At 74.9% G+C, this 25,768-nt stretch carries 23 protein-coding genes and 1 pseudogene; 13 read left to right on the forward strand and 11 right to left on the reverse strand.

Annotation, left to right across the window (positions count from 1 at the left end):
* Nucleotides 1-548: 548 nt before the first annotated feature.
* On the reverse strand, nucleotides 549-818 hold the full coding sequence (locus tag ACZ4V6_RS20725) for an esterase/lipase family protein (RefSeq protein ID WP_467829358.1): 270 nt from the start codon (nucleotides 816-818) through the stop codon (nucleotides 549-551).
* 412 nt (nucleotides 819-1,230) lie between these two features.
* On the opposite strand from ACZ4V6_RS20725, the gene rsgA reads away from it, so the two are divergent.
* The 3 genes from rsgA (at nucleotide 1,231) to ACZ4V6_RS20740 (ending at nucleotide 4,344) form a co-directional block, all read left to right on the forward strand.
* Nucleotides 1,231-2,331, forward strand: coding sequence for a ribosome small subunit-dependent GTPase A (rsgA, locus tag ACZ4V6_RS20730; protein ID WP_467829360.1), 1,101 nt, complete (start codon nucleotides 1,231-1,233; stop codon nucleotides 2,329-2,331).
* A 91-nt stretch (nucleotides 2,332-2,422) separates the two neighbouring features.
* Nucleotides 2,423-3,841, forward strand: a complete 1,419-nt coding sequence (locus tag ACZ4V6_RS20735; RefSeq protein WP_467829653.1) for a bifunctional transcriptional activator/DNA repair enzyme AdaA — start codon at nucleotides 2,423-2,425, stop codon at nucleotides 3,839-3,841.
* The gene (locus tag ACZ4V6_RS20740) at nucleotides 3,838-4,344 is read left to right on the forward strand and encodes a methylated-DNA--[protein]-cysteine S-methyltransferase (RefSeq protein ID WP_467829362.1); all 507 of its coding nucleotides are present in this window, start codon (nucleotides 3,838-3,840) and stop codon (nucleotides 4,342-4,344) included. Before ACZ4V6_RS20735 ends, ACZ4V6_RS20740 begins: the two co-directional genes overlap by 4 nt.
* Before the next feature lie 5 nt (nucleotides 4,345-4,349).
* Here the strand turns inward: ACZ4V6_RS20740 and ACZ4V6_RS20745 are convergent.
* Together ACZ4V6_RS20745 and ACZ4V6_RS20750 are read right to left on the reverse strand one after the other, a co-directional pair.
* A pseudogene (locus ACZ4V6_RS20745) lies at nucleotides 4,350-4,818 on the reverse strand (DUF456 domain-containing protein).
* A 79-nt stretch (nucleotides 4,819-4,897) separates the two neighbouring features.
* Complete coding sequence (locus ACZ4V6_RS20750; RefSeq protein ID WP_467829365.1) at nucleotides 4,898-5,881, reverse strand: helix-turn-helix domain-containing protein; 984 nt, start codon at nucleotides 5,879-5,881, stop codon at nucleotides 4,898-4,900.
* A gap of 285 nt (nucleotides 5,882-6,166) precedes the next feature.
* Between ACZ4V6_RS20750 and ACZ4V6_RS20755 the strand changes: the two genes are divergently transcribed.
* The 3 genes from ACZ4V6_RS20755 (at nucleotide 6,167) to ACZ4V6_RS20765 (ending at nucleotide 10,275) form a co-directional block, all read left to right on the forward strand.
* Nucleotides 6,167-7,927 carry a protein phosphatase 2C domain-containing protein gene (locus ACZ4V6_RS20755; RefSeq protein ID WP_467829367.1) on the forward strand — a complete coding sequence of 587 codons (1,761 nt, stop codon included), beginning with the start codon at nucleotides 6,167-6,169 and terminating at the stop codon, nucleotides 7,925-7,927.
* A 27-nt stretch (nucleotides 7,928-7,954) separates the two neighbouring features.
* Nucleotides 7,955-9,697 (forward strand): pyruvate dehydrogenase, encoded by a 1,743-nt coding sequence (locus ACZ4V6_RS20760; RefSeq protein WP_467829369.1) that lies wholly within the window; start codon nucleotides 7,955-7,957, stop codon nucleotides 9,695-9,697.
* Nucleotides 9,698-9,891: 194 nt separating this feature from the next.
* Nucleotides 9,892-10,275, forward strand: coding sequence for an ATP-binding protein (locus tag ACZ4V6_RS20765; RefSeq protein WP_467829371.1), 384 nt, complete (start codon nucleotides 9,892-9,894; stop codon nucleotides 10,273-10,275).
* 85 nt (nucleotides 10,276-10,360) lie between these two features.
* Here the strand turns inward: ACZ4V6_RS20765 and ACZ4V6_RS20770 are convergent, their stop codons facing one another.
* Both ACZ4V6_RS20770 and ACZ4V6_RS20775 read right to left on the reverse strand, forming a co-directional pair.
* Nucleotides 10,361-11,410: a DUF2637 domain-containing protein gene (locus ACZ4V6_RS20770; protein WP_467829373.1), complete on the reverse strand. Its 1,050-nt coding sequence runs from the start codon at nucleotides 11,408-11,410 to the stop codon at nucleotides 10,361-10,363.
* A 287-nt stretch (nucleotides 11,411-11,697) separates the two neighbouring features.
* The gene (locus tag ACZ4V6_RS20775; RefSeq protein ID WP_467829376.1) at nucleotides 11,698-12,543 is read right to left on the reverse strand and encodes a (2Fe-2S)-binding protein; all 846 of its coding nucleotides are present in this window, start codon (nucleotides 12,541-12,543) and stop codon (nucleotides 11,698-11,700) included.
* A gap of 181 nt (nucleotides 12,544-12,724) precedes the next feature.
* Between ACZ4V6_RS20775 and ACZ4V6_RS20780 the strand changes: the two genes are divergently transcribed.
* Nucleotides 12,725-13,543 carry a GntR family transcriptional regulator gene (locus ACZ4V6_RS20780; protein ID WP_467829378.1) on the forward strand — a complete coding sequence of 273 codons (819 nt, stop codon included), beginning with the start codon at nucleotides 12,725-12,727 and terminating at the stop codon, nucleotides 13,541-13,543.
* 65 nt (nucleotides 13,544-13,608) lie between these two features.
* Here ACZ4V6_RS20780 and secD read toward each other — a convergent pair whose 3' ends face one another.
* The 4 genes from secD to ACZ4V6_RS20800 form a co-directional block, all read right to left on the reverse strand.
* Nucleotides 13,609-15,978, reverse strand: a complete 2,370-nt coding sequence (gene secD / locus ACZ4V6_RS20785) for a protein translocase subunit SecD (RefSeq protein ID WP_467829380.1) — start codon at nucleotides 15,976-15,978, stop codon at nucleotides 13,609-13,611.
* A gap of 75 nt (nucleotides 15,979-16,053) precedes the next feature.
* On the reverse strand, nucleotides 16,054-16,422 hold the full coding sequence (locus ACZ4V6_RS20790) for a hypothetical protein (RefSeq protein ID WP_467829383.1): 369 nt from the start codon (nucleotides 16,420-16,422) through the stop codon (nucleotides 16,054-16,056).
* A 248-nt stretch (nucleotides 16,423-16,670) separates the two neighbouring features.
* Entirely contained in the window at nucleotides 16,671-17,405 is a 735-nt protein-coding gene (locus ACZ4V6_RS20795) for a response regulator (protein ID WP_077801542.1), read from the reverse strand.
* A gap of 2 nt (nucleotides 17,406-17,407) precedes the next feature.
* The gene (locus ACZ4V6_RS20800; protein WP_467829385.1) at nucleotides 17,408-18,370 is read right to left on the reverse strand and encodes a HAMP domain-containing sensor histidine kinase; all 963 of its coding nucleotides are present in this window, start codon (nucleotides 18,368-18,370) and stop codon (nucleotides 17,408-17,410) included.
* 384 nt (nucleotides 18,371-18,754) lie between these two features.
* Between ACZ4V6_RS20800 and ACZ4V6_RS20805 the strand changes: the two genes are divergently transcribed.
* The 4 genes from ACZ4V6_RS20805 to ACZ4V6_RS20820 all read left to right on the forward strand — a co-directional run bounded on the left by ACZ4V6_RS20805 (nucleotide 18,755) and on the right by ACZ4V6_RS20820 (nucleotide 21,169).
* On the forward strand, nucleotides 18,755-19,078 hold the full coding sequence (locus tag ACZ4V6_RS20805) for a TraR/DksA C4-type zinc finger protein (protein ID WP_467829387.1): 324 nt from the start codon (nucleotides 18,755-18,757) through the stop codon (nucleotides 19,076-19,078).
* A gap of 44 nt (nucleotides 19,079-19,122) precedes the next feature.
* Complete coding sequence (locus ACZ4V6_RS20810; protein ID WP_467829389.1) at nucleotides 19,123-19,494, forward strand: TraR/DksA family transcriptional regulator; 372 nt, start codon at nucleotides 19,123-19,125, stop codon at nucleotides 19,492-19,494.
* Nucleotides 19,491-20,327, forward strand: coding sequence for a hypothetical protein (locus tag ACZ4V6_RS20815; RefSeq protein ID WP_467829392.1), 837 nt, complete (start codon nucleotides 19,491-19,493; stop codon nucleotides 20,325-20,327). Before ACZ4V6_RS20810 ends, ACZ4V6_RS20815 begins: the two co-directional genes overlap by 4 nt.
* A gap of 209 nt (nucleotides 20,328-20,536) precedes the next feature.
* Nucleotides 20,537-21,169, forward strand: coding sequence for an Rv1733c family protein (locus tag ACZ4V6_RS20820; RefSeq protein WP_467829394.1), 633 nt, complete (start codon nucleotides 20,537-20,539; stop codon nucleotides 21,167-21,169).
* Between the two features lie 125 nt (nucleotides 21,170-21,294).
* Here ACZ4V6_RS20820 and ACZ4V6_RS20825 read toward each other — a convergent pair whose 3' ends face one another.
* Nucleotides 21,295-22,086 carry a hypothetical protein gene (locus ACZ4V6_RS20825; protein ID WP_467829397.1) on the reverse strand — a complete coding sequence of 264 codons (792 nt, stop codon included), beginning with the start codon at nucleotides 22,084-22,086 and terminating at the stop codon, nucleotides 21,295-21,297.
* A 150-nt stretch (nucleotides 22,087-22,236) separates the two neighbouring features.
* Entirely contained in the window at nucleotides 22,237-23,910 is a 1,674-nt protein-coding gene (locus ACZ4V6_RS20830; protein WP_467829399.1) for a PucR family transcriptional regulator, read from the reverse strand.
* Nucleotides 23,911-24,290: 380 nt separating this feature from the next.
* Here ACZ4V6_RS20830 and ACZ4V6_RS20835 point away from each other — a divergent pair, with 380 nt between their 5' ends.
* Nucleotides 24,291-25,181, forward strand: a complete 891-nt coding sequence (locus ACZ4V6_RS20835) for an FAD binding domain-containing protein (RefSeq protein WP_467829401.1) — start codon at nucleotides 24,291-24,293, stop codon at nucleotides 25,179-25,181.
* Nucleotides 25,181-25,768, forward strand: a complete 588-nt coding sequence (locus ACZ4V6_RS20840; protein ID WP_467829402.1) for a (2Fe-2S)-binding protein — start codon at nucleotides 25,181-25,183, stop codon at nucleotides 25,766-25,768. The genes ACZ4V6_RS20835 and ACZ4V6_RS20840 overlap by 1 nt, the downstream gene beginning before the upstream one ends.

Raw genomic sequence — 25,768 nt, forward strand, 5'->3', positions numbered from 1 at the left:
GTGCAGCCCTCGGGACCGACGAACATGACGTAGTTCACGCCGTTGTTCTGGGCGGAGTGGAAACGAATGCCGTCGGTCCGCAGGGGTGACAGGTGGCGGAAGTACTCGGTGATGCTCCGCCAATGCTCGTAAAATTTCCCTGTGCAGTGCCGATACGAGCCTGCCGTCGGCTTTCGGCTTGATGACGGAGAAATGGTCTCCCGGAAGGACCGCGCCGTGGGGGAAGATGCTCAGTGCGGATGCCGGAATCACCACGTTGTCTGAATCTCCGGCATAGGAGACGATGGGGATCGGGCACTTGTTGTCGGAGAGTTCCGTGGCCTGGACGACTCCGGTGAGGATCCTCCGCTGGGCGTCGACCACGGAGATGTGCAGCGGCCGGAGCTCACGCTCCTGGGTGTTCCGCGTGAAAGGGATCAGAACCCTTCGCATGAGCAGCATGAGTTCCGACCCGCTGTTCGGGCAGGCGAACATGACGATGCGCCGGATCTTCGCCAGTTCTCTTGCCCTGCCGTCGGAGATCACCCTGGAGAGGAAGCGCTGGGCGATCAGTCCCCCTGACTGTGGGTCACCAGGACGATGCGCTCGTGCTTCTCGGACAGTTCGGTCACGAGGCTGCGCAGATTCTCGGCCAGCGTGTCGAAGTCGGGAGTCCGTCGAAGCGGGTTCCACGATATGCGCGAGGTGGGATAAGTGAACCTTTCCATGCCGCATCGGCTTTTGATGTCGGAGATATGACCCAACTGTTCGATCAGTTTGTCCCATGTGGCGCCGGAGGAGAAGAGTCCGTGAATGAAAACGATGACGGTTCGCCGCATCGGGTCCCTCCCGTTCGAGCGTCGGCGTCGTGGGTCGCGTCATGAGACGTTAGCCGCGGCCCGCATCCTGGTGAACGCTTTTCGCCCCACTGCGTCACTCGTGAGCGGCCGGCGTGCGCTCCCCGACCCGCCGCCGGAAGGGCCGAAGGGCAGGGAAGGAAAAAACCGGTGGTGCCCGCGGCCGTGCCGCTCTAGGGTCGTCGAGTGACCCGGCAGTGGCCTTCGCCGTGCTGTCGGCCGAGCCGAAGAGGAGGTGTGACCGATGACCGTCTTTGTGAGGGGTGCTGTCCGCATCCAGACGACGTCCGTTCATCCCACCTCCGTGGCCGCCGGCTGACACCTCTTCCTCGCATTCCTCGCACGCGTCCGTGAACGCGTGCCGCCGGGGCCGCCCTTGTGAAGGGTCATACCGTTGACTTCCAGCTCCGTCTTCACCGCTCACTCCGCCCTCGCTCCCTACGGCTGGGACGAGGACTGGGCCGACGCGTTCGCCCCCCACGACGCCGAAGGGCTGTTGCCGGGCCGCGTCGTCCGCGTCGACCGCGGCCAGTGCGGCGTCGTCACCGCCGACGGCGTCCTGCGCGCCGACACCGCGTTCGTCACCCCGCACGACCCGCTGCGCGTCGTCTGCACCGGTGACTGGGTCGCCGTCGAACCGGACGGCAATCCGCGCTACGTGCGCACGTACCTGCCGCGCCGCACCGCCTTCGTGCGCTCCACCTCCTCCAAGCGTTCCGAGGGGCAGATCCTCGCCGCCAACGTCGACCACGCCGTCGTCGCCGTGTCCCTGGCCGCCGAGCTCGACCTCGCCCGGATCGAACGCTTCCTCGCGCTCGCCTGGGAGTCCGGGGCGCAGCCCGTGGTCGTGCTCACCAAGGCCGACCTGGTCCCCGACCCGGTGACCCTGTCCCACCTCGTCCGGGACGTGGAGACGGCCGCGCCCGGCGTGCCGGTGCTGTCCGTCAGCGCCGCGCGCGGCGAGGGACTCGACGTCCTCGCCGCCGTCGTCGGCGGCGGTACGACGGTGCTGCTCGGACAGTCCGGCGCCGGCAAGTCCACCCTCGCCAACGCGCTGCTCGGCGAGGACGTCATGGACGTACGGGCCGTCCGCGACGTCGACGGCAAGGGCCGCCACACCACCACCACCCGCAACCTCCTCGTCCTGCCCGGCGGGGGAGTGCTGATCGACACCCCGGGACTGCGCGGCGTCGGGCTCTTCGACGCGGGCGACGGGGTCGGGCAGGTCTTCGCCGAGATCGAGGAGCTGGCGCGGCGGTGCCGGTTCCACGACTGCGCCCACGAGAGCGAGCCGGGCTGCGCCGTCCTCGCCGCCATCGACGACGGCGAGCTGCCCGAGCGGCGGCTGGAGAGCTACCGCAAGCTCATGCGGGAGAACCAGCGCATCGTCGCCAAGACCGACGCCAGGCTGCGCGCCGAGATCCGCAAGGAGTGGAAGCGCCGGGGCGCCATCGGCAAGGCGGCGATGGAGGCGAAGCGGGGCCGCGCGCGGTAGCGGCACCCGCGCGGCCACCGTCACGGTCTCCGACGTGATGTCCGATTTCCGCCAGCCCGGCCCGCCGGGCCGGCGGAGACTGGACGGCGTGATGGAGAACGTGAGGCAGACCGCCGAGCACGAGGACAGCAGGTACGAGGCCGTCCGCAGCCGGGACGCCCGGTTCGACGGGGTGTTCTTCTTCGCCGTCGAGACCACCGGCATCTACTGCCGGCCCAGCTGCCCGGCCGTCACGCCGAAGCGGCGCAACGTGCGGTTCTTCGCGACGGCCGCCGCCGCGCAGGGCTCGGGCTTCCGGGCCTGCCGGCGGTGCCGCCCGGACGCCGTGCCCGGCTCGGCCGACTGGAACGCGCGCGCCGACGTCGTCGGCCGGGCCGTGCGGCTCATCGGCGACGGCGTCGTCGACCGCGAGGGCGTCGCCGGGCTCGCCGGCCGGCTCGGCTACAGCGCCCGCCAGGTGCAGCGACAGCTCACCGCCGAGCTCGGCGCCGGACCCGTGGCCCTCGCCCGCGCCCAGCGGGCGCACACCGCGCGCATCCTGCTGCAGACCACGGGCCTGCCGGTCACCGAGATCGCGTTCGCGTCGGGCTTCGCCAGCGTCCGGCAGTTCAACGACACGATCAAGGCCGTGTACGCGGCCACCCCGAGCGAGGTGCGCGCCGCCGCACCGGCCCGCGACCGGGCCTCCCGGCGGACGGCGGCCCCGTCCGCCGGCATCCCGCTGCGGCTCGCCCACCGCGGCCCCTACCTGGCCGGACCCGTCTTCGACCTGCTCCGGCGGGAGGCGGTCGCCGGGGTCGAGGAGGTGAGCGGCCCGCCCGGCCGCCGCGTCTACCGGCGCACCCTGCGCCTGCCGTACGGCACCGGCATCGTCGCCGTCGAGGAACGGCCGGGCCGGCCGAGGACCGGCAGCGGCGGCTGGCTCGACGCCCGCCTGCACCTCACCGACCTGCGCGACCTGACCACCTCCGTGCAGCGGCTGCGGCGCCTGTTCGACCTGGACGCCGACCCGTACGCCGTCGACGAGCGGCTCGGCGCCGACCCCCGGCTCGCCCCGCTGGTCGCCGCCCGCCCCGGGCTGCGCTCACCGGGCGCCGCCGATCCCGACGAACTCGCCGTGCGCGCCCTCGTGGGGCGGACGGAGGCCGAGCGGCTGGTCCAGCGGTACGGCAAGGCCCTCGACGCGCCCTGCGGCACCCTGACCCACCTCTTCCCCGAACCGGCCGTCCTCGCCGGGGCCGAGCCGCACGGCACCCTCGGCGCCCTCGCCGCCGCCCTCGCCGACGGCGCCGTGCGCCTGGACCCGGGCGCCGACCGGGACGACGCCGAGCGCGCGCTGCTCGCCCTGCCCGGACTGGACGCCCGTACGGCCGCCGTCGTCCGCGCCCGCGCCCTCGGCGACCCCGACGTCGCCCCGCCCGGCCCCGCCGTGCCCGACACCTGGCGCCCCTGGCGCTCGTACGCTTTGAACCACCTGCGCGCAGCAGGAGAGTGGGAGCAGCACCGATGACCACCACGACCACCACCTCCGTGACGTACTGGAGCGAGATCGACAGCCCCGTCGGCACGCTCCTGCTCACCGCCGGCCACGACGGGGCGCTCACCTCCCTGTCCGTGCCCGGGCAGAAGGGCGGCCGCGGCGTCCAGGACGGCTGGCGGCACGACGCCGGACCGTTCCGGGAGGCCGAGGCGCAGCTCGCCGCCTACTTCGCCGGGGAGCTGACGGAGTTCCGGCTGCCGTTGCGCGCCGAGGGCACCGCCTTCCGGGAGCGCGTGTGGGCCGCCCTGGACGCCGTGCCCTACGGGGCGACCACGACGTACGGCGAGATCGCCGCGCGCATCGGCGCCTCCCGCCCGGCGGTACGCGCCGTCGGCGGCGCGATCGGCGCCAACCCGCTGCTCATCCTGCGTCCCTGCCACCGCGTGATCGGCGCCGACGGCTCCCTGACCGGGTACGCGGGCGGCCTGGAACGCAAGACGCGGCTGCTCGGCCTGGAGGGCGTCCGGCTCTAGGCCGCTCACGGCCGGCGCATCAGACGGCCGGCACCCCCGAGCCACACCCCGCTCACCAGCAGGCAGGCGAACAGCTCCGTCAGCACGCTCGAGTCGCCCGAGCGCATCGCGGTCCGCCACCGCCTCGCCGTGCCGGCCGAGCCGCAGCCGTTCGGCCAGGTGGATCCCGCCCATGAAGCCCGGGACGGCCCCGACCACCGGGACCACCCCGAAGCCGAGGAAGGCCCCGGCGCCCGCGTACGCCGCCATCCGGTGGGTGACCTCGTCCGAGCGCGGCCACCGGGGCGGCAGCGTCCGGCGCACCGCCCCGGCCACGAGCCGCACGGCCGTCGAGCCCACCAGGACGAACCAGGAGAGCGGCCGCGGGTCCTTCAGCGACCACCACGGCACCCCGGCCCGCACCGGCCACGACCCCGGCACGCCGGGCAGCAGGACGCCGCACGGCCCGAGCAGGACGACCGGGCCGGACAGCAGGAGGTCCCACGCTCCCGTCCGTCCAGGGTGCGGAGGCCGTCGTGGTCCGCAGAACTCCGCGAGGAGCGCGGCCGGCCCGTCAGCGGGTCCGGGACACCCAGCCCCGCTCGTACGCGTGCCAGCCCAGTTGCAGCCGGGTCGTCACCCCGGTCAGCTCCATCAGCCGCTTGACCCGGCGCTGCACGGTCCGCAGACCCAGGTCGAGCTGCTTGGCGACGCTCGCGTCGGTCAGGCCGGCCAGCAGCAGGGAGAGGATCTCCAGATCGGTGCCGTCGGGCCCGTCCGGGCCCTGCTCCGTCACACCCGACACGCCCAGCCGCAACGGCAGCGCATCCCGCCACACCGCGTCGAACAGGCCCGACAGCAGCTCCAGCAGCCCGCTGGCGTGCACGACCAGCGCGGCCGGTTCCGCGGAGTGCGCGGTGAGCGGCACCAGGGCGAGCGACCGGTCGGCGATCACCAGCTTGGTCGGCACCCGGTCCGTCACCCGCACCTGCTCGTCACGGCCCAGCGCGGCGGTCAGCTCGGTGATGCCGGTCGGCAGGTCCAGCACCGACCGCTCGACCACCACCCGGTAGCGGACCCCGCGTTCGGCGGCCTGTTCCTCCGCGTCGTTCTCCATGCCGGTGACGGCGACCGGGTTGCCGGTGACCAGCGCGCACACCTCCTCGCTCGCGCCCAGCTGGAGCTGCAGGAAACGCCGCGCCACCGCCGCCGCGCCGATCACCACCTCCACCAGGTCGTGCACCGCCGGTTCGCCCGCCGTCGCCCGGTACTCCTCGGCCAGCATCGCCGCCGCCAGCTCCGCCTTCTCCAGCTCGTGCCGCTGCTGGGTGAGCAGCGCGCCCAGCGCCACGCCCGGCGGCGCGGCGACCCAGCGGCCGGGCCGGGCCGAGGACTGGGCCGCCAGACCGTTGTGTTCCAGCCGCCGCAGCGCGCGCTCCGTCTCCTGTTCGCCGAGCGCCAGCCTCCGCGCCAGGTCCGGGACGTCGGCCGCCCCCACGGACACCAGCGCCCGGTAGGCCGACTCGTGCGTGTCCTCCAGCCCCAGCACTCCCAGCATCAGGCGCCGTCCCTCCCCGAAGATCACCGGTTTCCGCGCGGTCCGCGCCGTGGCGGAAAACGGCCACGGCACAAACCCGCCTCGGGACATCATCGCCGTACCGTCGGTCACTCTGCCAAGGTGGCGTCACCGGGCGGTTCTCCCGTGGGGGGTGGGACCGCCCGGCCACCCCGTCCGCACCACCGTTCGATCCTGTCACCCGGCACACCGTCCGGCGCGCGGCGGTCCGGCGGATTTCCCGGATGCCCCGTTCCCATCCGGCCCCCGCGGTGGACAATCAGGAACATGAGTCAGCAGGGGGGAAGGCCCACCGGTCCCGAGGACGACTGGTGGGGGCAGTTGTACGACGACTCCACCGGCGACACCGGCCCCACGGCCGCGCCCGATTCCCTGGACGACCGGTTCGCCTCGGCGGCGGGGGCGGTGGGCGGCCCGGACGGCGCCCCACCCGACGAACGGTCCCCCCGGTGGACGTCACCGGAGCCGCAGGCCTTCCCGGGGCGACGCGGCGCCCGCGGGCAACGGGGCGTCCCCGGCCCCCGCACCGGCGACGTCGCCGCGAGGACACCGCAGGACCCGCCCGAACCGCCCGGCGTGGGGGACCGGCCCGGCGTGGAGGGACCGCCCGACATGGAGGCCCGGCCGGATCCGCAGGCCCCGACGGGCGCGCAGGCCCCGCCCGACGCACAGGCCCCGCGAGAGGTGCGGCGCCCGCCGGCCCCGGAGCGGTCCGGAACACCCTTGCCGCGTGCCCCCTGGGAGCCGCCGTCCGGCGCCCCCGCCGGGCCGGCGGCCTTCCCGCCCGGCGGGACCCGGCGGACCGCGGGGACCGGACAGCGGGCCCGCACGGAACCGCCCGCCCGACGGACGGCCCCCGCCCCCGCCCCCGCCCCGCCCGCGTCCCCGCCCTCCGCCTCGCCTCCGTCCCCGCCGCCGGCCGGCGCCTCCGCCCCGCCTCCGCCCCCGCCGCCGTTCCTCCCCTCGTCGCCGCCCCGGCCGCAGTCCCCGTCACCGCGGCCCCCCGACGACGGGCCGCCGCGGGCCGGCGGCCCCCGGCCCGCCGCGGACCCGCCCGCCCCCACCCGCGGCCACGTCGGCTCGGGACCGCCCACCTACGACGCCGAACCCACCGCGCTGCCGCCCGCCGACCCCGACGCGCTGGACGGCCTGGTGGCGGACACCGTGCTGGAGGGGGCCCGGTACGGGGCCTGCACCCTGCGGGCCGTCTCGACGCGGGGCGACTCCGCGCGCTACCGGGGCGAACCGCGCCGTGACGCGCTGCTCGTCGCCCGGTTCGGCGCGGGGGAGCAGGCGCTGGTCCTGGTGGCGACGGCGACCGGCGCCCGCGGGACGGCCGGGACGCACCGCGCCGCCGCCCAGGCCTGCCGGTGGATCGGCCGGGCCGTGGGCCGCAGCCACGCCCGGCTCGCCGAGGACCTGCGCGCCGCCCGGCGCGGCGACCTGAAGTCCGGTCTGCACCGTCTCACCGGCCGCAGCCTCGGCCGGCTCCGGGCCGAGGCCGCCGAACAGGGCCTCGCCCCGCACGAGTACGCGGCCACCCTGCGCTGCCTGCTGCTGCCCGCCGACCCCGGGTGCCGCACCCGCGTGTTCTTCGGCGTCGGCGCCGGCGGACTGTTCCGGCTGCGGGACGGCGCCTGGCAGGACCTCGAACCGCGCCCGGGCGACGTCACCGGCGAGCCCGTCGTCGGCTTCGGCTCCGCGCCGGGCGGGACGCCCGAGGGCGACCGGCTCCCCGTGGACCCGGGCGCCACCGCGCCGGCCGGCCCGTACGCCGGGCCGCCCGGCGAGCCGTCCCGCGAACCCTTCCGCTTCCGCGCCTCCGTAGCCCGCCCGGGTGATGTGCTGCTGATGTGCAGCGCGGGCCTGGCCGAGCCGCTGCTCGGCGAGCCCGAGCTGGGCGGACTCCTCGCGCGGCGATGGGCCCACGCCGGGCCGCCCGGCCTCGCCGCGTTCCTCGCCGACAGCGGGGTCCGGGTCAAGGGTTACGCCGACGACCGTACGGCCGCCGCCGTTTGGGAGGCGTGACGCCGCGCGCTGTGCCTCCATGGACCCATGGCCAAACAGAACGTCGCGGAACAGTTCGTCGACATCCTCACCCGTGCCGGAGTGAAACGCCTCTACGGAGTCGTGGGCGACAGCCTCAACCCGATCGTGGACGCGGTGCGCCGCCACGCCGGCATCGACTGGGTGCACGTGCGGCACGAGGAGACCGCCGCCTTCGCCGCCGGCGCGGAGGCCCAGATCACCGGGAAGCTGACCGCCTGCGCCGGCTCCTGCGGCCCCGGCAACCTCCACCTCATCAACGGTCTGTACGACGCCCACCGCTCCATGGCGCCGGTCCTCGCCCTCGCCTCGCAGATCCCCTCCAGCGAGATCGGCCTCGGCTACTTCCAGGAGACCCACCCCGAACAGCTGTTCCGCGAGTGCAGTCACTACTGCGAGCTGATCTCCAGCCCCCGGCAGATGCCCCGGCTGCTCGACACCGCCATCCAGAACGCGATCGGCCGCTCCGGTGTCAGCGTGGTCGTGCTGCCCGGCGACATCGCCGGCGAGCCCGCCCCGGAGAAGGCCGTCGAGACCGCCCTGGTCACCTCCCGGCCGACCGTCCGCCCCGGCGACGAGGAGATCGACCGGCTGGTGCGGCTGATCGACGACGCCGACAAGGTCACCCTGTTCTGCGGCAGCGGCACGGCGGGCGCGCACGCCGAGGTCATGGAGTTCGCCGGGAAGATCAAGTCCCCGGTGGGGCACGCGCTGCGCGGCAAGGAGTGGATCCAGTACGACAACCCGTACGACGTCGGCATGAGCGGACTGCTCGGCTACGGCGCCGTCTACGAGGCCACCCACGAGTGCGACCTGCTGATCCTGCTCGGCACGGACTTCCCGTACAACGCCTTCCTGCCCGACGACGTGCGGATCGCCCAGGTCGACGTCCGTCCCGAGAACCTCGGCCGGCGGTCCAAGCTGGACCTCGCGGTGTGGGGCGACGCCAGGGAGACCCTGCGCTGCCTGATCCCCCGGGTGAAGGAGAAGAAGAACCGCCGCTTCCTCGACCGCATGCTGAAGAAGCACGCGGACGCGCTGGAGGGCGTCGTCAAGGCGTACACCCGCAAGGTCGACAAGCACGTGCCGATCCATCCGGAGTACGTCGCCGCCGTGCTCGACGAGGTCGCCGACGACGACGCGGTGTTCACCGTCGACACCGGCATGTGCAACGTCTGGGCGGCCCGTTACATCACGCCCAACGGCCGCCGCCGCATCATCGGTTCCTTCTCGCACGGCTCGATGGCCAACGCGCTGCCGATGGCGATCGGCGCCCAGCTCCCCGACCGGCGCCGGCAGGTCGTCTCCATGTCCGGCGACGGTGGCTTCACCATGCTCATGGGCGACTTCCTCACCCTCGTCCAGCAGGACCTGCCGGTGAAGGTCGTCCTGTTCAACAACTCCTCCCTCGGCATGGTCGAGCTGGAGATGCTGGTCGCGGGCCTGCCCTCCCACGGCGTGGCCAACCGCAACCCCGACTTCGCCGCCGTCGCCGAGGCGTGCGGTGCCTTCGGGGTGCGGGTGGAGAAGCCGAAGGAGCTGGCCGGGGCGCTGAAGGCGGCCTTCAAGCACAAGGGGCCGGCCCTGGTCGACGTCGTCACCGACCCCAACGCCCTGTCCATCCCGCCGAAGATCAGCGCCGACATGGTCACCGGCTTCGCCCTGTCCGCCTCGAAGATCGTCCTGGACGGCGGCGTGGGCCGGATGCTCCAGATGGCCCGTTCGAACCTGCGCAACGTGCCGCGGCCGTAGGCGCGGTCCCGGCCGGGGAGCGGCGGAATCCGGCCGTTCCGGCCGCTGTCGTGGCCGGACGGGCACCGGCAGGCCGTCCGGCATGACTGGCTGGGTCCTCGCCGGGCAAGAATCCCCCCGTGAACGTGTTCGAGGAGTAGAAGGAGAAGGGGACCGACATCGCCACGCGGACGGGGGACAGGGAGAGGCAGGCGGTGCCACAGCTCAGACGCAGACTGGGCCGGGCGGATCTGCGGGCGGTGCCCGAGGCCCGCCGGGCGCTGCGCGAGCTGCTGCGGCACTGGGGCGGACCGGGACGGTCGGAGATCGCGGAGCTGCTCACCAGCGAGCTCGTCACCAACGCGCTCGTCCACACCGACGACGACGCGGTGCTGACCGCCACGGTCTCGGAGCGCGGACTGCGGGTGGAGGTGCGGGACCGCGTCGCCCGGCTGCCCCGGCAGCGTGCCCCGGAACCGGACGAGAGCACCCACGGCAGGGGCCTGCTCCTGGTGCGTTCCCTGGCGGACGCGTGGGGCGTGCGGTCGCACGACGTGGGCAAGTCGGTCTGGTTCGAGCTGGGGGACGAGGCCGCGTGAACGCGGGAGGGGCGTGACGCGCGGTCACGCCCCTCCCGCGGTACGCGGGTCCGTCCCGGTGGTACGCAGGTCCGGGCCGGTCGTCCTAGCCGAACTGCTGCTCCAGGTCCTTGAGCTTGCGCTCCAGGGAGTCCAGGCGCGGCAGGGCCTGGGTGTCGTCCTCCGCGGTGAGGTCGACGGTGACCTGGTCAGCTCCGCCGCGCACGGGCTGCAGCGAGGGAAGCCGGCGTACGGGCAGCTGCTCCGGTGCGGATATGGCAGGCTCCGCGGCCGCCCGGTCCGAACCGCGTTCCACCTGCTGCACGTCCACCTCGGCCTGCTGGTCGCCGCCGGAGAACCCCCGGTGGCCGTGGCCCCGGCTGATCGCCTTCAACCGGGCCCGCTCCAGGCGCTCCTGCTCGCGCCGGTGCCGGCGGTTCTCCTCCTTCCGGCGCTTGTCGTCGCGCACCTCCTCGACCGCCTCGTCGAGGCTGCGCACACCCTCCAGGAGCATCAGCGACCAGGCGCGGTAGGTCTCCCGGGGGGCCCGCAGCCAGCGGACCGTGCGGATCTGCGGCAGCGGACGCGGCACCAGGCCCTGCTCGCGCAGCGCGGCCCGGCGGGTCTGCTTCAGGGCCCGGTCGAACAGCACCGCCGCCGACAGGGACATGCCCGCGAAGAAGTGCGGGGCGCCCGCGTGGCCGATGCCCCGCGGCGCGTGCACCCAGTTGAACCAGGCGGCCGCGAACGCGAAGGCCCACACGAGTATCCGGGAACCGAGCGCCGCGTCACCGTGGCTGGCCTCGCGCACCGCGAGCACGGAGCAGAACATCGCCGCCCCGTCGAGCCCGAACGGGACCAGGTACTGCCAGCCGTCGCTCAGACCGAGGTTCTGCTCGCCGAAGCCGACCAGCCCGTGGAAGGAGAGGGCCGCGGCGACCGCGGCACAGCAGAACAGCAGCACGTAGGAGAAGGTGCCGTAGAGGGCCTCCTTGCGCCTGCGGCGCTCCTCGGCACGCTCCCAGGAGTCGTCCGCGCCCGCGTCCTTCCCCGGGGAACGCCTGCCGCGCGCGAGCACCGCCACCGCCGCCAGCATGCCCAGGAGCAGCACGGCGCCCGGAAGCAGCCAGTTCAGCGATATGTCGGTCAGTCTCATCTGGGATCCCTTGTCTTGGGATGGGGCGTGACGCCCGCCATGGTGGCCCAGACCCGGTGGTCCTCTGGGGGTTTCGGGGCAAGAGCCCGCCAGGGGGTGAGGGGAGACGCCCGGGGGTGGCGATCCGCTCGAACGCACGCTCGGGGCGAGCGAATCGAGTTCGAACGAGAAGGACCGTACGGGGGCTCCGCGGAGAATTCCCGTGGGGTGAGGGGGAGGTGTGCGGCGGCGGGCGGGCGCCGCGCGGTCCCGGCGGGCGGCGCCGGACGGTCGTACCCGCGGGTGGCTCAGCCGGCGGTGGCGAGCAGCTTGCCGACGCGGTCCGTGTCGCAGGTGCGCGGGCAGGTGGCGCACGTGTCCTCGGGGCGCAGCGTGTAGAACATGCAGCAGCTCGCCCGGTCCCGGGTGTGCAGCGGTTCGCCGTCGGGTCCGGTCAGCTCCCGGAACGCGGCCCTGCCGACGTACGGCTCGGTCGCCCCCGGCAGCAGCAGCTCCAGTTCCCGCCGCGCCCGCTCCTGTTCGCCGAACAGATGGGCGACGTACCACAGCCCTTCGACGACCTCGTCGGTCGCCATGCCCCACAGGGCCCGCCCGCGCCGCCGCATGCGCGGTCCGAAGCCGGCCAGCACCGGCTCCAGGTGCTCGGCGACCGCGGCCCGCACCTCGGCCCGCAGGGCCTCCTCGTCGGCGACCACCAGCGCGCCGGGCAGCGCGGCGGCGGGATCGCCGGGCAGGCAGGCGAAGCCGGCGGGCCGGGCGGCCATGCGGCCCAGCGGCAGTCCCGCGGCGGTGCGGTCGTAGGCGACGTGCGCGGCCGGGTAGCGGGGCACCCTGCGGTGCAGGAACCACGGCACCGTGATCAGCAGGCAGGCCGGCCAGGCGTACCGGTGCAGACCGAAGCTCGCGATCACGTCAGGCCGGGCCCGCTGCCCGTAGTCCCGCACCACCTGGGCGTCGTCCCAGGCGAGGAAGGCGTCCAGCTCCGCCCCGCCCGCCGCGAGCGAGGAGGCGGCGACCCAGCCGCCCCCGCGGGGCAGCGCCTCCCCGGCCTCCGGCACGGTGACGCCCAGGCCCGGCAGTACCTCGGACAGGCGCGCGTAGGAATCCGCGACGGCCGGGTGGGAGACAGGCATGCGGGACCACCGATCCACGTCAGGGCGACGGATTGCTTATAGGTAAGCCTTACCTTACCGAAGATCCCTGATATGGGAACCGGCGGGTTGTGCCCTTAGGGTGCTTGACGGACCGGACGGCACCCCGCCGTACGGCCCCGAAACGCCCTCACGCACCGATGACGTCCTGGAGGAGGACCCCGTGGAGCAGAGCACGCAGGGCCCCGCCGGGACGGACGGCCCGCGCCCGGGCGCCGCCGGGCGGGTCCGGGTGCCGGCCCAGCCCGGCGCCGCGGACCGGGACCGCCTCCGGGACCGGGACGGCGCCCCGGACGCGGCCGGGACCGCGCGCGGCGAACCCCCGCACGGCGGACGGCCCCTCGGTGATCCCCGCGCCCTCGTGCGGCGTTCCTCCGTGCGCGGGCAGGTCCTCGACGCCCTGCGCACCGCACTGGTCGCCGGAGAGCTGCGTCCCGGCGAGGTCCACTCGGCTCCCGCGCTCGGCGAACGGTTCGGCGTCTCCGCCACCCCCGTGCGCGAGGCGATGCAGCAGCTCGCCCTGGAGGGCGCCGTCGAGGTCGTCCCCAACCGCGGGTTCCGCGTCGTCGAGCGGGACGCCCGGGAACTGGCCGAGCTCGCCGAGGTCCGCGCCCTGCTCGAGGTCCCGGTGCTGCTGCGGCTGGCCCGCACGGTGCCCGCCGAGCGCTGGGCCCGGCTGCGCCCCGTCGCCGAGGCCACCGTCCGGGCCGCGTCCGCGGGCTGCCCGGCCGCCTACGCCGAGGCCGACCGGGCCTTCCACCGCGAGCTGCTCGCGCTCGCCGGCAACGACCAGCTCGTGCGTGTCGCCGGCGACCTGCACCGCCGCGCGCAGTGGCCGCCGGCCGGCGCCCCCGCGACGCGGGGACGGGCCGACCTGATCGCCGACGCGCACGAGCACACGGCACTGCTGGACGCGCTGATCGCCGGCGACCAGGACGTGGTGCGGACCCTGGTGGCGGAGCACTTCGCCGCGACGCCCTGAGCGGACCCGGCGCATCGCCGCGCCGGACGCCCCGGCACGTCGCGGCGCGCGGCCCGCCCGGTCCGCTACGGGACTTCCTGCGACACCTCCCGCGGCTCGCTCTCCCGCGTGCGCTGCCGCGCCGCCGGTTTCCCGCCGGTCCGGCCCGGGCGGCGCCGGGCGCGGGGACCGCTCCCGCGGTCGTGCAGCTCGACGGCGAGCGGGGCGGCGGTGAACACCGAGGAGTAGGTGCCGACCACCACGCCGATCAGCAGGGCGACGGCGAAGTCGGTGAGCGAGTCCTGGGCGAGCACCGCCAGCGAGGCGAGGATCAGCACCGCGCCCATGCCGGTGTTGACCGTGCGCGGCAGCGTCTGCAGGATCGCCCGGTTGGTGAGCCGGGCGAACGGCGTCCCGCGGTCCTTCCCGAGCAGCTCCCGGATGCGGTCGAACAGGACCACCGAGTCGTTGACCGAGTAGCCGATGACGGTCAGCAGCGCCGCCAGGAAGACCCCGTCGACGGGCTTGCCGAGCCAGGCGAACGCCCCGACCAGGATGACCACGTCGTGCGCGAGCGCGCCGACCGCGGCGGCGCCGAACAGCAGGCGGAAGCGGGCGGCGAGGTAGAGCAGCTGGGCGCCGAGGGCCAGGCCGAGGGCGATGAGGGCGTTCCGGCGCAGCTCCTCGCCGAGGCTGGGGCCGATCAGCTCGTCGCGGACCTTCTTCGTCTCGCCGCCGAGCTCGCCGACGGTCCTGGTGACCGTGGCCGCCTCCGCGTCGGTCAGCTCCTCGGTGCGCACCGTCAGGTCGTTGTCGCCGGAGGACTGCACGACCGCGCGCGGGAAGCCCGCGTCGGCGAGCGCGGTGCGGGCCCGGTCGGGGTCGACCTCGGTCGCGGTGGAGTACTCGATGAGCCGGCCGCCGGTGAACTCGATGCCGAAGTCGAGGCCGCGGACGGCGATGCCCGAGCCGGCCAGCACCAGGACGATGCCGGAGGCGGCCAGCCAGCGGCGCGGCCGGCGCATCAGGAAGGGGTCGCGGCGCAGCAGTGCGTCGCGGACCGGGCCGGTGGTGGAGATGCCGGTGATGTGCGGCCGGCGGTGGACCGACGGGCGGCTCGCGGCGAACTCGGCGAGCACCCGGGTGATCACCAGGGCGCTGACCATGGAGGCGAGGACGCCGATGCCGAGGGTGACGCCGAAGCCCTTCACCGGGCCGGAGGCCAGGAAGAACAGCAGGGCGGCGGCGATCAGCGTGGTGATGTTGGAGTCGGCGATCGCGCTGAAGGCGCTGCGGAAACCGGTCGTCAGCGCCGAACGCGTACTGGGCCGGGTGCGCAGGGCCTGTTCCTCCCGCGCCCGTTCGAACACCAGGACGTTGGCGTCCACCGCCATGCCGATCGCCAGGACGAATCCGGCCAGGCCCGGCAGGGTCAGCGTCGCGCCGATCGCGGCCAGGGCGGCGTAGGAGATGAGGCCGTAGCAGAGCAGGGCGACCGTGGAGAGGGCGCCCATGAGCCGGTAGACGACGATGATGAACAGCGCGGTCAGCGCGGTGCCGATGACGGCGGCCCAGGCGCCGGCCGAGATGGCCTCGTCGCCCAGGGTGGCGCCGATGGTGCGCTGCTCCACGGTCTCCACCGGCACGGGCAGGGCGCCGCCCTTGATGAGCAGGGCCAGTTCGCGGGCCTCGGCGTCGTCGAAAGAGCCGGTGATCTGCGTGGAACCGCCCGCGATGCCCGTGCCGCAGGCCACCGAGGGGTCGACCTGCGGCGCCGAGATGATCTTGTTGTCGAGGACGATGGCGACCCGGCGCTTGGGGTCTCCGGCCGGGTTGCAGGCGGCCTCGCCGGTCACCTCGGCCCAGCGGTCGCTGCCCTTGTCCTTGAAGTCGACGGTGACGTGCCAGCCGGCGCCGTTCTGCTGGTCGAACCGGGCGTCGGCGCCCTTGACGTCCTGACCGGTCAGACCGGCCGCCGCCAGCCGCAGCGACTGGCCGGACTCGTCCGGCAGGACGCGCTCCTTCGACGGGTCGGCCGGCTGCTCGGCGGGGCCGGCCGGCGTCTCGGCGGCGCCGAGCACCGCGTGGACGGTGAGCTGCGCGGTGCGGCCCAGCACGTCGGCCGCCTTCTTCGGGTCCTGCACGCCCGGCAGCTCGACGACGATGCGGTCGTCGCCGGAGCGGACGATGGTCGGCTCGGCGACGCCGAGCGCGTCGATCCGGCCGCGCAGCACCTCCACGGTGCGGTCGGTGGCCTCGCGGCCGGCCTTGGTGGTGGACGTGGACCTGGTCTCCAGCACGATCTGGGTGCCGCCGCGCAGATCGAGTCCGAGGCGGACCGGCATGGTCGCGGCGATGGCCACCGACACGGCGATCACGGCCAGGGCGACCAACGCGCGTACGCGGAGCGCTTGCGCCTGCGCACGGGAACGGGAGCGGGGACGGGAACGTTTCACACGGGCCTCCGGCGGGCACGCCGCGGCGGCGGCCTGCGCGGCCGCGGCGGAAGAAGGAAGGGGAAGGACGGATCGTCAGGTGCCGGAAGGTGCGGGAGGCGCCCGCCCGCGGTCGTGGTGCGCGCGGCCGGGGGAGACGGACGGGGAGCCGGGCGTCGCCGGGGACCGCCGTCCGCGGGCGGACGGGACGGCGCCGGCCCCGTGCGCGGTGACGGCGAGGTGGTCCGGTGCCGAGGGACGTTCGCCGAGGTGGTCGTGGCGGGGCCTGGCCTGGGCGGCGCAGGTGCCCGGACAGCCGTCGTCGGCGTGGAGGCCTGCGTCCGGGCGGGGGACGGCGGTGACCGAGTGGGCCGGGAGCGGCCCCTCGGGCGCGACGCGTGCGCCCGGCGCGGGCCGGGCCGGGAGCAGGACCAGCAGGACGGCCAGCAGTGCGGTGAGCGTCACCGGAAGGCCTCGCCCGCCGGCGCGGGCGCCCGGCCGCGGGGCGGCGCACGGCGTGCCGGCCGCCCGCCCGCGCGGCCCGGGGGAGCGCACGCCGGACCCCGCGGCCCCGGAATCGTCCGGGTGACGGGCCCAGGGCGCGGGGCACATGCGCCGTCCCCTTTCGTGGTGGGTGCGCGGGCGGGGTGCGGGCGGGCCCGGGGCCCCGGCCGGGGAGTGGCGGCCGGGACCCCGGGCGGTTCGGGGAGGCGTCAGGGTTCGATGAGACCGGCGCGGATGGCGTACCGGGTCAGCTCCAGCCGGTCGCGCAGGCCGAGCTTCTGCAGCAGGTTCGCCCGGTGCCGCTGCACGGTCTTGACGCTGATGAAGAGGATCTCGGCGATCTCCTTCGACGAGTGGCCCTCGGCGACGAGCTTGAGGACCTCCTCCTCGCGGGGGGTGAGGATGTGGTCGGCGGTCTCCTCGCCGTGCCGGACCCGGTCGAGGTAGTTGCGGATCAGGGCGGTGACCGCGCCCGGGTAGAGGAACGGCTCGTCGCGCATCGCGGCCCGGCAGGCGGCGACCAGGTCGCGGTCGGCGACGGACTTCAGGACGTATCCGCAGGCGCCCGACTTCAGCGCCTGGAACAGGTACTGCTCGTTGTCGTGCATCGTCAGCATCAGGATGCGCAGACCCGGTGCGAGCGCGGACAGCTCCCGGGCCGCCTGGAGACCGGTCAGCCGGGGCATCGCGATGTCCAGCACGGCGAGGTCCACGGCGTGCGCGCGGGCCATGTCGATGGCCTCGGCACCGTCCCCGGCCTCGGCGACCACTTCGAGGTCCGGCTCCCGGTCGAGGATGAGGCGCACACCGCGGCGTACCAGCGCGTGGTCGTCGGCGAGCAGGATGCGGATCCGGGACGGGTCACGGGCGGGCGGCCCGGACGCGGCCGGCGCGGACGCGGTCGCCTCGGGAGCGGACGGGGCGGGCAGGGACGGGTCGGACATGGTCAGGGCTGCTTCTTCCTGGGTGCGGGAACGGGTGCGGTGAGCCGGATCCGGGTGCCGGTCCCGGGCGCCGAGGTGATGTCGAGGGCGGCCCCGATCAGCAGGGCCCGTTCGCGCATGCCGCGGATCCCCGCGCCCTCGCACGCCGCCTCGATGCCGCGGCCGTCGTCGGTGATCGTGAGCACCACCGCGCCCTCGGCCCGGCCGAGGCCCACCTCCAGGCGTTCGGCGTCCGCGTGGCGGGCGGCGTTGGTCAGGCTCTCCTGCGCGACGCGGTAGAGGACCAGCTCCGTCTCGTGGTCCAGGGCCGGCAGATCGGTGTCGAAGCGGCGGACGACCCGCAGGCCGGTGTGGGTGGCGAAGTCGTGCGTGAGCGAGGTCAGCGCGCTGATCAGGCCGAGGTCGTCGAGGACCCCGGGCCGCAGCCGGCGCACCAGGCGGCGGACCTCGTCCAGGCTCTCCCGGGTGATCTCCTGCGCCTGGTGCAGTTCGCCGCGCAGCGGCTCGTCGGCGTCGTCCGCCGCGCGTCCCAGCACCAGCAGGATGGCGGTCATGCTCTGTCCGACCTCGTCGTGCAGCTCCTGCGCGATACGGCGCCGCTCCGCCTCCTGGGCGAGCAGGACGCGGGCGCTGCTGGTGGCGCGTTCGTGCTCCAGGCGGTCGAGCATGGCGTTGAAGGTGCGGATCAGCTCGGGCACCTCACCACCGCCGGACACCGGGAGCCGCTGGCCGGGGCGCAGGAGGTCGACCGTGGTCATCAGCTTCGTGAGCCGGTCCAGCGGCGACAGACCCCAGCGCAGCAGGGCGCCGTTGGCGACCAGCATGACGGCCATGCCGCCCACCAGGACGACGGCCTCGGTCAACAGGACCGGTACGGAGACGGTCACCGGAGCCCACAGCAGCAGTGCCGTGGCAAAGCCCAGCACCACCGCGTTGAGCCCGAAGATCCGCCAGAACAGGGACACCGGGGGTACGCCTCCTTCTGCGACGTGGCAAGCCTCTACTTTCGGTCATCGCCCACCCCGTCGGAGCTGCGGCCCTTGATCACGACCGAGCCTGCGCCCAGCCTGCCCCTTCCGTCCCGCCGGGTCGATGGGGTCCGACCCCCATTTCCCCGGCGTGCCGCACCCATACGGCCGTCCCGGGACACGGCGGAGTGGATGCTCCGCCCCCGGCCAAATGGGGTCTGCGCCCGATGGGAAACCGCCGCCGGTCCGGCCAGGGTTGAGGGTGACCAGGACTTCCCCGTACTCCCGGCGGCCGGCCCACGGCGCCCGCAGTACTCCTGGGAACACCAGAGAACCCAGAGAACCCTGAGAACCCAGAGAACCCAGAGAAAAGGACTCACCGTGTCGCTCGACGCCTCCCGCATCGAACCCCGCCCCGAGCGGCTGACCGCGCACGAGGCCCGTCAGCGCCTCGAACACGCGCGCAACACCCGGATGACCCAGCTCCAGGCCCTCGGCGAGAGCAGCCAGGACGACCAGCTGATGTCCGCGCAGAAGACGGCCATCGAGCGGGTGCTCAAGGAGATCGAGGAGGCCTTCGGGCGCGTCGAGAACGGCACCTACGGCACCTGCCTGGGCTGCGGCAAGTCCGTCCCGGGCGAGCGCCTGGAGATCCTTCCCTACACGCGGTACTGCGTCGCCTGCCAGCGCCGCGCCGCCGCCTGAGCACCGTCCGTCCAGCCTTCCTCTCCCGCCCTGCTAAGGGGTGAATGGTGAATCACCAGATCGTCGGCGACCACGAAACGCGTCTGTCGCCCGAGGACCTCGCCGCGCTCCGGGACAGCCTCCTGGAGCAGCGGCTGTTCCGCGAGGAGCAGCTGCGGCAGATCGCGACCGTCCCGTCCCGCGCCGACGACCGGCTCCGACGGCACTCGGCCGGGCAGACCGAGGTCCGCGTCCAGCTCGCGGCCTCCGCGCGCATGGTCCTCGCCGACGTGGAGGCGGCCCTCGACCGCATGGCCGAGGGCCGCTACGGCCCCTGTCACCTGTGCCGGCGCCCCATCGCCCGCGAGCGCCTGATGATCGTGCCGCAGGCCCGCTACTGCGCCCGCTGCCAGCAGGTGCGGGAGGCCGGACGATGACCGTGGTCCGGCGGCCCCGTGCCGCCCTGTCCCGGCACCGGCCGTGGCCCCTGTGCCGGCAGTGCAGCGGAGTCGCCCTCGACATGGGCAGCGCCCGCACCCGCGCCTGGGTCGCCGGGCGGGGCATGATCCTCGACGTGCCGACGGTGACCTTCCCCGGCGCCGGCGCGGTGTACCCCATCCAGCGCGGCTCCATCGTCGACACCCAGGGCACGGCCCGGATGCTCGAGCGGCTGCTCGGCCACCGCCTGCCCCGCTTCTCCCGCCCGCTGGTCGTGGTGACCGCACCCGTCCTGGACGGGTTCGCCTACCGCACGAAGGCCCGTACGGCGGTGGAGGTGCTGCGTCCGCGCAGCGTGCTGACCCTTCCCAGCGCGCGGGCCGTCGCCCTGGCGGCCGGGGCGGACCTGTCCCTGCCGCTGCTGGTGGTGGACCTCGGCGCCCGTCTCACCGAGGTGGTGCTGCTGGTGGACGGCGCCGTCTTCGACGCGCGCCGCGCCGCGCTGGGCACGGGCGACCTGGACGCCGCCACCCCGGCGACGCGGATAGCGGAGGCGGTGGTCGACATGGTGACGTCGATGCTGCGCCAGGATCGTACGTCCCTGACCGTCGACGCCCTGGGCAGGGGACCGCTGCTGGCCGGCGGCGGCGCCCTGCGTCCCGAGATCACCTGCCACCTCACCGCCAGGCTGCACGCACCCCTGCGGGCCGTGCCGGCGCCGCACACGGCCGCCGTCCGCGGGGCCGCCAGGCTCCTGGAGGCCGCCCACGCCCACCCGTCGACCACGGGCCCCGGCGCGGACGCGGATCCGCCGGACCGGTGCCCCCACTGACCACGGCCACGGCCCCACCCCCGGAGTCGGCCGCGGCGACGCCCCCGTCCCCCGTCGCCGCGGCCGGCACCGGCTCCGCCCGTCCCCACGACCGGCCCGAGAGGGCGGCGTACGACCTGATCGGGGACCGACGCCGCGCGCCCGCACCGCGCCCGGCACACGGGCGCCCGGGCCGCACCGGCCGCCCGGACCCTGGAAGGAGGCACACCGTGGCCGGCGACGTACCGCGAGCGCAGCCACCTCCGGCTCCCGCGCCCCGGCACCCGTACGTCCTGCTGTGGCGGTGGCGCCGCAACCCCCTGCGGCGCCCCACCGACCGGCTGCAGGCGTGGATCGCCCTCGGGCTGCTGCTCGCCGTGCTGGCGGCGGCCCCGGCGGCGATGTTCGCGGTCGGCGACGCGGCGTACCGGCACTACCGCGACACCGCCGCGCACCAGGAACGCACCCGGGACCACGTCCGGGCCGTCCTCGTCCACGACGCCCCGCGCCACCCGGAACCCGGGTCGGACGAGGCGCGCAGGACCCGCTATCCCGTCGAGGTCCGCTTCACCGCGCCGGACGGCGCGACGAGGACCGGGAGGACCGACGTGGCGCCCGGGCTGCCGGCGGACAGCACCGTCCTGGTGTGGGTGGACCCGGCGGGAGGGATCACCGAACCGCCGCTGGACGCCGGCCAGATCCGCAGCCGCACCATGGGCTGGGCGATCCTCGCCTTCCTCGGCGTCGCCCTCGCCGGCCTCGCGGCGCACGCGATCACCGGCCTGGTCCTGCACCGGCGCAACCTCGCCGGGTGGGACACGGCGTGGGCGGCGACGTCACCGCGCTGGAGCAGGTCCCCCTGACCGGCGCGACGGCCGTACCGACCCGGGGGGCCGCCGTGGTCCGGGTGGGCCCGGCTCGCGGTCCGGCCGTCGCCGCACCCGTCCTCCGGCCCTCGCCCGCCGGTGCCGGGCCACCGGTCCCGCCGTCAGGCCGTCGCCGCCGCGCCCGTGGCCGGCGGGGTCAGCCGGCGGGCCAGCCAGGTCGGTACGCCGCCCAGCAGGCGCAGGAGCCGTCGCGCCTCCTCCCGCAGCCGTGAGGCCTCCGGCTCCGACTCCGCGTCCGCGAGCGACACCAGCGCCGGGGCCGTACCGACGAGGTATCCCAGCTCCTCGCGGATGCGGAGCGACTCGGTGAACCCGTGCCGTGCTTCCGCCAGCTCGCCCTCCCTGAGGGCCAGACCGGCCAGGTGCCGCCAGGTGGACGACTGGAGCAGCGGATCCCCCTGCGCCGTCGCCCCGGCGTGCGCCCGCCGGTACGCCGCGCGGGCGGCCTGCGGCGAGCGGGTCAGGTTCTCCGCGACCAGTCCGCGCCGGAAGTCCAGCAGCGCCCGCCCCGGCGCCCCCGGCGCGATCAGCGCCGCCGCCCGCCCCAGCGCGGCCCGCGCCTCGTCGGCCCGGTCGCGCACCCCGTGCACGGTGGCGGCGTAGGCGAGCTGACCGCGTTCACAGGCGGCGGCCCCGCGCTCGTCGTCGGTGTGGGCCAGCGCCTCGGCCGTGCGCAGCGCGTCCTCCGCCTCCGCCCAGCCCTGCTCGGCGTACAGGCACCGCTCCACCAGCAGCGCGGCCCGCTGCAGCGCGGCGGCCGCGGTGACCGGCTGCAGCAGGGCCACCGCGTCGGCCCAGCAGGCGCGCGAGCGCAGCCGCCACACCGCGGTCTGGAGCGGATCGTCACCCTCGGTCGTTCCCCAACCAGAACCAGCCATGGCGGAATGCGCCACGTCGCCCTCCTCAAGCACGCCGTCGAGCCGTCGAGTGGTGGCGGCATCTCAGCACGGATCGGGGGGCCCGGCCAAGAGGGTGGGTGAAAGTTTTCACAAAGTCGTGGGGCATTCGGCCGCCGGGGTCCGGGGCGCTTCGCGCCCCGCGCCTCAGCTCATGCGCAGTGCCAGGAAGAAGTCGAGCTTGTCCTCGAGGCGCGACAGGTCACGCCCCGTCAACTGCTCGATCCGTCCGACGCGGTAGCGCAGCGTGTTGACGTGCAGGTGGAGCCGGGTCGCGCAGCGCGTCCAGGAGCCGTCGCAGTCGAGGAAGGCCTCCAGGGTCGGGATCAGCTCGGCGCGGTGGCGGCGGTCGTAGTCCCGCAGCGGGTCCAGCAGCCGGGCCGTGAAGGCGCGGCGCACGTCGTCCGGGACGAAGGGGAGCAGCAGCACGTGCGAGGCCAGTTCCTGGTGGCCGGCCGCGCACACCCGGCCGGGCCGGGCCGCGGCCACCCGGCGCGCGTGCCGGGCCTCCTCCAGCGCGCCGCGCAGCCCCTCCGCCGAGTGCACGGCCGCGCTGACGCCGAGCGTGAGCCGCCCGTCGCCGTCCAGTCCGGCCGACAGCGGGTCCCGTACGGACGCCAGCAGCGCGTCGGCGAGGATCCCGGCCTCGGAGCCGTCGTGCTCGCTGGCGACCGCCGGCAGCGGCACCAGCGCGATGGCCTCCTCGCCGGTGTGCGCCACGGCGATGCGGTCGGAGGGTTCGGGGCCCGCCACCAGCGGGTCGACGAGGACCTCCTCCAGGAGCCGCTGGGCGACCGGTCCGGACTCGACGTCGCCGTCCTCCCACTCAACGCGGGCCACGACGACCTGCCAGTGCGGGGCCGCGCCGAGGCCCGGCAGCAGCACCGGTGCCGCGACCCGCAGCCGGGCCGCGATCTCGGCGGGCGCGGCGCCCGTCTGCACCAGCTCCAGCACCTCCTGCGCGAGCCGCCGCCGCACCGTGCGCGCCGCGTCCCGCCGGTCCCGCTCGACCGCTATCAGCTGGGTGACGCCGTACAGCAGGTCGAGCCGCTCCTCGGCCCACTCCCCGGCGTCCGCCTCCACGGCCAGCAGCCAGTCGGACAGCACGCTCTCGCGCACGTCCCCCGCGGTCTGGGGGGCGCGCCCGGCGCTGCGCACGGGGAAGAGGCTGTACGTCGCCGCGCCCAGCGTCACCCGGTGCGGGGCCCGGCGGCCCGCGCGGGTCGCCGCCAGGTGCTCCGCCGCCAGCCGTGCGCACACCTCGGCGGGCAGCGCCGCCCCCGAGTCCTTGGGGTGGGCGACCGGCCGCCCGGTCGGGGACAGCACCCAGGCCCGCAGGTCGAGGTCGGAGCCGAGCAGGTCCAGGACCACGTCGGGGCCGCCGCCCGCCGGTCCGGAGGTCATCATCCGCCGGTGCCGGTCCACCACGGCCGCCAGGTCCCCGGCCCGCTCGCCGGACACCTGACGCACGACGTGTTCGGTGACGGTGGCGAAGGCCACCGACTCGTTCACCGCGAACAACGGCAGCCGGTGCCGCGCGCACGCCACCACCAGGTCCTCCGGCACGCTCCCCAGCTCCGCCTCACCGGCGGCGAGGGCCGTCACCCCGGCCTGCACCAGGATCCGGACGAACGGTTCGGAGTCGGCGGCGTCCCGGCGCCAGGCCAGGCCGGTGAGGACCAGCTCCCCGCCCGAGAGGTAACGGCTGGGGTCCCGCAGGTCGGTGGTCATCACGCCCCGGACGGAGCGGTCCAGTTCGTCCTCGCCGCCGAGCAGCTTGAGGCCCAGCGCGTCGGTGTCCAGCAGTGCGCGCAGCCGCATTCTCGTCGCCGCCGTTCTTTTGTCTCGACATGTTCGTTCGGTCGTGGTGGGTCCGGGTCAAGGGACCGGTCGGCGGGCCGACGAGCGCCGCTCGTCCGCTTCCGAGCCGTGTTCCAGGTCACGCGGCTGTTTCGCGCGTTTCCAGAGGAAGACGAGGAGGTTACTGGGGACCTCCGTTCATACGAATCTACAAGATGCCTGCCGTGGCCAGCCAACTCCTTCATGGTTTCTGCGACTGACCCAGGTGGAGCACCGGGCGGTGTACTGAGCCCACTCCACGTGAACAGCACATGAACGAACCGGGCCCGCCGCATCCGGATTGGCTCGATCTGTACGCCCCACCGGACGTACGCCCCACAAGACGATGAAGAGAGCCGGCCATGGACTTCCTTCGCCCCGCCAGCTGGGAGGAGGCGCTCGCCGCGAAGGCGGAGCACCCCACCGCTGTGCCGCTTGCGGGTGGCACCGACGTGATGGTCGAGATCAACTTCGACCACCGGCGGCCCGAGTACCTCATGGACCTGAACCGCATCGGCGAGCTGACCGAGTGGGAGGTCCGGGAGGGGTCCGTACGGCTCGGCGCCTCCGTGCCCTACACGAAGATCATGGAGAACCTGAGCGCCGAGCTGCCGGGTCTCGCCCTCGCCTCGCACACGGTCGCCTCCCCGCAGATCCGCAACCGCGGCGGCGTGGGCGGGAACCTCGGCACCGCCTCCCCGGCCGGCGACGCCCACCCCGCGCTGCTCGCCGCCGGCGCCGAGGTGGAGGCCGAGTCGGTGCGCGGCGCCCGCCGCATCCCGATCGACGCGTTCTACACCGGCGTGAAGCGCAACGCGCTGGAGCCCGACGAGCTGATCCGCGCCGTGCACATCGAGAAGGCCGACGGCCCGCAGCAGTTCTCCAAGGTCGGCACCCGCAACGCCATGGTCATCGCCGTGTGCGCGTTCGGCCTGGCCCTGCACCCCGGGACCCGCACGGTCCGCACCGGCATCGGCTCGGCCGCGCCCACCCCCGTGCGCGCCACGGCCGCCGAGGACTTCCTGAACGCGGCGCTCGAAGAGGGCGGCTTCTGGGACAACGGAAAGATCATCACGCCGTCGGCCGTCAAGCGGTTCGCGGACCTGTGCTCCGCCGCCTGCAACCCGATCGACGACGTACGGGGCACCGCGAGCTACCGCCGCCACGCGGTCGGCGTCATGGCCCGCCGGACGCTCACCTGGACCTGGGAGGCGTACCGCGGCGCCGGCCGCGCCACGGAGGGAGCAGCGTGATGCGGGTCAACTTCACCGTCAACGGACGCCCGCAGGAAGCCGACGACGTGTGGGAGGGCGAGTCCCTGCTCTACGTGCTGCGCGAGCGGCTCGGCCTGCCCGGCTCCAAGAACGCCTGCGAGCAGGGCGAGTGCGGCTCCTGCACGGTCCGCCTGGACGGAGTCCCGGTGTGCGCCTGTCTGGTCGCGGCCGGTCAGGCGGAGGGCCGCGAGGTCGTCACCGTCGAAGGGCTGGCGGACTTCGCCGAGGAGCGCGCCGGAAAACGCGCCGCCGACGCCGGGGGCGGCCGGGGCACCACGCTCGACGAGGCCGGGCGGTGGCGGGCCCGGGGCGCCGACCCGCACGCCGGCGAGGGCGCCGGACTGGCCCCGGTCCAGCAGGCGTTCATCGACGCCGGCGCCGTCCAGTGCGGTTTCTGCACGCCCGGCCTGCTGGTCGCCGCCGACGAGATGCTGGAGCGCAACCCCGACCCGACCGACGCGGACATCCGCGAGGCGCTGTCGGGCAACCTGTGCCGCTGCACGGGCTACGAGAAGATCATGGACGCCGTCCGCCTGGCGGCCGCCCGCCAGTCCGAGGGGGCGTGA

This window comes from Streptomyces sp. NPDC029152, assembly GCF_055564355.1.

Bases quoted from the DNA above. Each gene is read 5' to 3' on its own strand.
- ACZ4V6_RS20775 (WP_467829376.1), bottom strand. From the start codon at position 12,543: ATGCCTGTCTCCCACCCGGCCGTCGCGGATTCCTACGCGCGCCTGTCC.
- ACZ4V6_RS20760 (WP_467829369.1), top strand. From the start codon at position 7,955: ATGGCCAAACAGAACGTCGCGGAACAGTTCGTCGACATCCTCACCCGT.
- ACZ4V6_RS20835 (WP_467829401.1), top strand. From the start codon at position 24,291: ATGGACTTCCTTCGCCCCGCCAGCTGGGAGGAGGCGCTCGCCGCGAAG.
- ACZ4V6_RS20795 (WP_077801542.1), bottom strand. From the start codon at position 17,405: ATGTCCGACCCGTCCCTGCCCGCCCCGTCCGCTCCCGAGGCGACCGCG.
- ACZ4V6_RS20840 (WP_467829402.1), top strand. From the start codon at position 25,181: ATGCGGGTCAACTTCACCGTCAACGGACGCCCGCAGGAAGCCGACGAC.
- ACZ4V6_RS20815 (WP_467829392.1), top strand. From the start codon at position 19,491: ATGACCGTGGTCCGGCGGCCCCGTGCCGCCCTGTCCCGGCACCGGCCG.
- ACZ4V6_RS20830 (WP_467829399.1), bottom strand. From the start codon at position 23,910: ATGCGGCTGCGCGCACTGCTGGACACCGACGCGCTGGGCCTCAAGCTG.
- ACZ4V6_RS20750 (WP_467829365.1), bottom strand. From the start codon at position 5,881: ATGCTGGGAGTGCTGGGGCTGGAGGACACGCACGAGTCGGCCTACCGG.
- ACZ4V6_RS20770 (WP_467829373.1), bottom strand. From the start codon at position 11,410: ATGAGACTGACCGACATATCGCTGAACTGGCTGCTTCCGGGCGCCGTG.
- ACZ4V6_RS20755 (WP_467829367.1), top strand. From the start codon at position 6,167: ATGAGTCAGCAGGGGGGAAGGCCCACCGGTCCCGAGGACGACTGGTGG.
- ACZ4V6_RS20735 (WP_467829653.1), top strand. From the start codon at position 2,423: ATGGAGAACGTGAGGCAGACCGCCGAGCACGAGGACAGCAGGTACGAG.
- ACZ4V6_RS20810 (WP_467829389.1), top strand. From the start codon at position 19,123: ATGGTGAATCACCAGATCGTCGGCGACCACGAAACGCGTCTGTCGCCC.
- ACZ4V6_RS20740 (WP_467829362.1), top strand. From the start codon at position 3,838: ATGACCACCACGACCACCACCTCCGTGACGTACTGGAGCGAGATCGAC.
- ACZ4V6_RS20725 (WP_467829358.1), bottom strand. From the start codon at position 818: ATGCGGCGAACCGTCATCGTTTTCATTCACGGACTCTTCTCCTCCGGC.